Consider the following 3,679-nt stretch of genomic DNA (forward strand, 5'->3'; position numbering starts at 1 on the left):
CCGCCGGCCTCCTCGGCTGCGGCGTGATGGCCGGCCTCGGCGCGGCGGTCAACACCGGCAACGTCGGGCGCGGTGACACGGTCGCGGTGATCGGCTGCGGAGGAGTGGGCAACGCGGCCGTGGCCGGAGCCCGCCTCGCGGGCGCCTCCAGGATCATCGCCGTGGACCTGGACGACCGGAAGCTGGAGTGGGCCCGGGGCCTGGGCGCCACCCACACCGTCAACGGGCGCACGGAGGATGTGGTCAAGGCCATTCAGGCACTGACCGGCGGCAACGGCGCGGACGTGGTCATCGACGCCGTGGGCCGCCCCGAGACGTACCAGCAGGCCTTCTACGCGCGCGACCTCGCCGGGACGGTGGTCCTGGTGGGCGTGCCGACCCCCGAGATGAAGCTCGAACTCCCCCTCCTCGACGTCTTCGGCCGCGGCGGCGCCCTGAAGTCCTCCTGGTACGGGGACTGCCTGCCCGAGCGCGACTTCCCGCTGCTCATCGACCTCTACCTGCAAGGCCGCCTCGACCTGGACGCCTTCGTCTCCGAAACCATCCCGCTCGACGGCGTCGAGGACGCCTTCGCCCGGATGGAGCGCGGCGAGGTCCTCCGCTCGGTCGTCGAGTTCTGACACCCCGCGCCCCCGCCGCCACCCGGCCGGGGCGCGGTCCTTCATCTCCTCCTACCCTGGGGCCGTCCATGACCACCGCACACAGCTATCGCCAGCCCGGCACGGTCCTCACCGACCACCGGTTCTCCGTCCCCCTGGACCACGCGCGCCCGGACGGGGAGCGGATCGAGCTGTACGCCCGCGAGGTCGTGGCCGCCGGCAAGGACCCCGGGACACTGCCGTGGCTGCTCTACCTGGAGGGCGGTCCGGGCTTCGGCGCGCGCCGTTTCACCGGCCGCCAGGCCTGGCTGGAGCGGGCGCTGGCCGAGTACCGCGTGCTGCTCCTCGACCAGCGCGGAACCGGACGCTCGACCCCGGTGAACCGGCAGACCCTGCCCCTGCGCGGCACCCCGGCCCAGCAGGCGGAGTACCTCGCCCACTTCCGCGCCGACTCCATCGTGCGTGACGCCGAAGCCATCCGCCCCGGCCTGACCGGCGGCGCGCCCTGGACCGTGCTCGGCCAGAGCTTCGGCGGCTTCTGCACGACCCACTACCTCTCCACCGCGCCTGAAGGCCTCACCGCCGCCCTCATCACCGGTGGCCTCCCGTCCCTGACCGCCACCGCCGACGAGGTGTACGAGGCCGCGTACCCCCGCATCGAGCGCAAGAACCTGGCCCACTACGCCCGCTACCCGATGGACGTCGAGCGCGCCCGCCGGATCGCCGCCCACCTCGCGGAAGCCCCCGCCGAACTCCCCGGCGGGCACCGTCTCACCGTCGAGGGCTTCCAGTCCCTCGGCATCCTCCTCGGCGGGGGCGACGGCAGCCACCAGCTCCACTACCTGCTGGAGGACGCCTTCGTGCCGACCCCCGCGGGACCCGCCCTCTCCGACGCCTTCCTGGAGAACGTCCGCGGCCGCCTCTCCTTCGCCGGACACCCTCTCTACGCTCTGGTCCACGAGGCGATCTACGCCCAGGACCCCGCCGCGCCCCTGGCCTGGGCCGCCGAACGGGTGCGCGCGAACCACCTCCGCTTCGACGCGGGCAAGGCGCTCGCGGGCGACGAGCCGCTGCTCTTCACCGGCGAGACCATCCACCCCTGGCACTTCACCACCGACCCGGCCTTGGTCCCGCTGCGCGAGACCGCGGACCTGCTGGCCGCCCGCACCGGCTGGCAGCCGCTCTACGACCCGGCGCGCCTGGCCGCCAACGAGGTACCGGTGGCCGCCGCCGTCTACCACGACGACATGTACGTGGACACCGCGCACTCGCTGGAGACGGCCCGGTCCGTCCGGGGCCTGCGGACCTGGGTGACGGACGAGTTCGAGCACGACGGCGTCCGCGCCGGCGGCCCCCGTGTCCTGGATCGCCTGCTGTCCCTCGCCCGCGACGAGGCGTGAGTCGCGGTCCGCGCAGGTCAGGGGTGTGATGGGGCCCCCGATTAATCGTTCCCGCAGAAGTTGATCACACGGTTAGGGTGGGTGCTCCTATCCGAGGAACCGACCGATGTGTGGAGCGTGCATGCTGAGAAGGATGTCGAGTGCCGTCTCGCTGGCCCTGGCCGGCGGACTGGCCGTGACCGGGGTGGCGGCGGGACCGGCGACGGCCGCCGTCGCCGCACCGGCCGTCAGCGCCGCGGGGGCGGGGGAGACCCCCGTCGGCGCACAGGCCTGGACGCGCGTGTCCAAGAAGTACCCGAACCACTCCTACTGGAACGCCGCCGGCGACCTGCGCGTCGGCAACGAGGCCGGCACCGAGGGGCTGTCCCGCGCGTACCTCCGCCTGGACACCACCGCGCTGGCGGGCGCCACGGTATCCAAGGCGACCTTCCGGATCACCAACACGGGGGCCGCGTCCTGCACGGGCCGTCCGGTGGAGCTGTGGAGCGTCGGCGCCGTCTCGGCGAAGACCACGTGGAACAATCAGCCCGCCAAGGCCGTCCGGCTGGCGACGGTGACGGACGCCAAGGGCCGTGAGGGCTGCGCGGCCGGCGACCTCGAATTCGACGCCACCGCGTTGGTGAAGGAGGCCGCGGCCAAGTCCCGGACCTCCGTCACCGTCGGTCTGTTCGCCGCGAACGAGTCCGACGCCTCGGCCTGGAAGCGCTTCGCCCCGGCGACCGCGAAGCTGGAGACCACCATCGGCCGCCCCGCGCCGCCGGTGATCAGCTCACCCGAGTTCCCCGACGCCTCGAACGGCGCCCCCGCCAACACCGGCAAGGCCCGCACCCCGGGCACGTTCACGTTCGGCACCGGCGGCGCCACCAACATCGAGAAGATCGTGTACTGGTCGGACTTCGCGCCTCGGGAGATCACCGTGGCGCCGGGTGGCAGTGCCGTGATCACGCCCACTGGCTCCGGTCCGCACATGCTCTACGCGTACAGCGTCGACAAGGCCGGGCGGCGCTCGGACCAGGCCGTGTACCACTTCTGGGCTCTCGGGAACGGAGGAGTCCGCGACGCCGCCGGCGACCTGAACGGCGACGGTCTGCGCGACCTGTGGACCCTGGACCCCGACGGCAGGCTCCGCTTCTCGGCCGGCCGGGCCGACGGCACCTTCGCCGCACCGGTCGACGGCGGCGCGTCCTTCGCCCCCGGCAGCCGCATCGCCGCTGGCGGGGACTGGGGCGAGGACGGATACAACGACCTGCTGGTGCTCGAGTCGGTCGAAGGGCTGGGGGCCAAGCAGCTCCGGCTCTTTCCCAACAACGGCCTCGGCAGCGTCCGTCCGCACGACGGCATCGTCCTGAGCGTCATCGAGGACGACCCGGCGCAGGGGAACGATCACTGGTCGGACGCCCAGGACATCGCCGACGCGGGTGACTTGAACGGTGACGGCGAGCCCGACCTGCTGGTCAAGCAGGGTGCGAAGCTCTGGGCGTACACGGGCAGCCGCTCCGGCTACCTCGACATGAACGGCGCCCCGGTCCTCGTCGGCGACGGCGGCTGGGACACGGTCGCGGTCTTGGTCCCGGGCGACACCGACGGTGACGGCGCCGCCGACCTGTGGGTGCGCGACGACGCCTCCGGCGACCTCTTCGCCGTGAAGGGCGCCAAGGACGCCGCCGGGCAGCTCGACCC

At 73.0% G+C, this 3,679-nt stretch carries 3 protein-coding genes; all 3 read left to right on the forward strand.

Annotation, left to right across the window (positions count from 1 at the left end):
• Positions 1-620, forward strand: a 620-nt coding sequence (locus ACWGIU_RS32715) for a zinc-binding dehydrogenase (RefSeq protein WP_453711736.1), incomplete at its 5' end; no start/stop codon positions are given.
• A 68-nt stretch (positions 621-688) separates the two neighbouring features.
• Positions 689-1,999, forward strand: coding sequence for an alpha/beta fold hydrolase (locus ACWGIU_RS32720; protein ID WP_453711737.1), 1,311 nt, complete (start codon positions 689-691; stop codon positions 1,997-1,999).
• A gap of 133 nt (positions 2,000-2,132) precedes the next feature.
• Positions 2,133-3,679, forward strand: a 1,547-nt coding sequence (locus tag ACWGIU_RS32725; RefSeq protein WP_453711738.1) for a DNRLRE domain-containing protein, incomplete at its 3' end; no start/stop codon positions are given.

The sequence above is a fragment of the Streptomyces sp. NPDC054840 genome (genome assembly GCF_053611065.1).

What these genes read in the sequence shown, in the direction of transcription:
- ACWGIU_RS32720 (WP_453711737.1), top strand. Translation starts at nt 689, where the DNA reads ATGACCACCGCACACAGCTATCGCCAGCCCGGCACGGTCCTCACCGAC.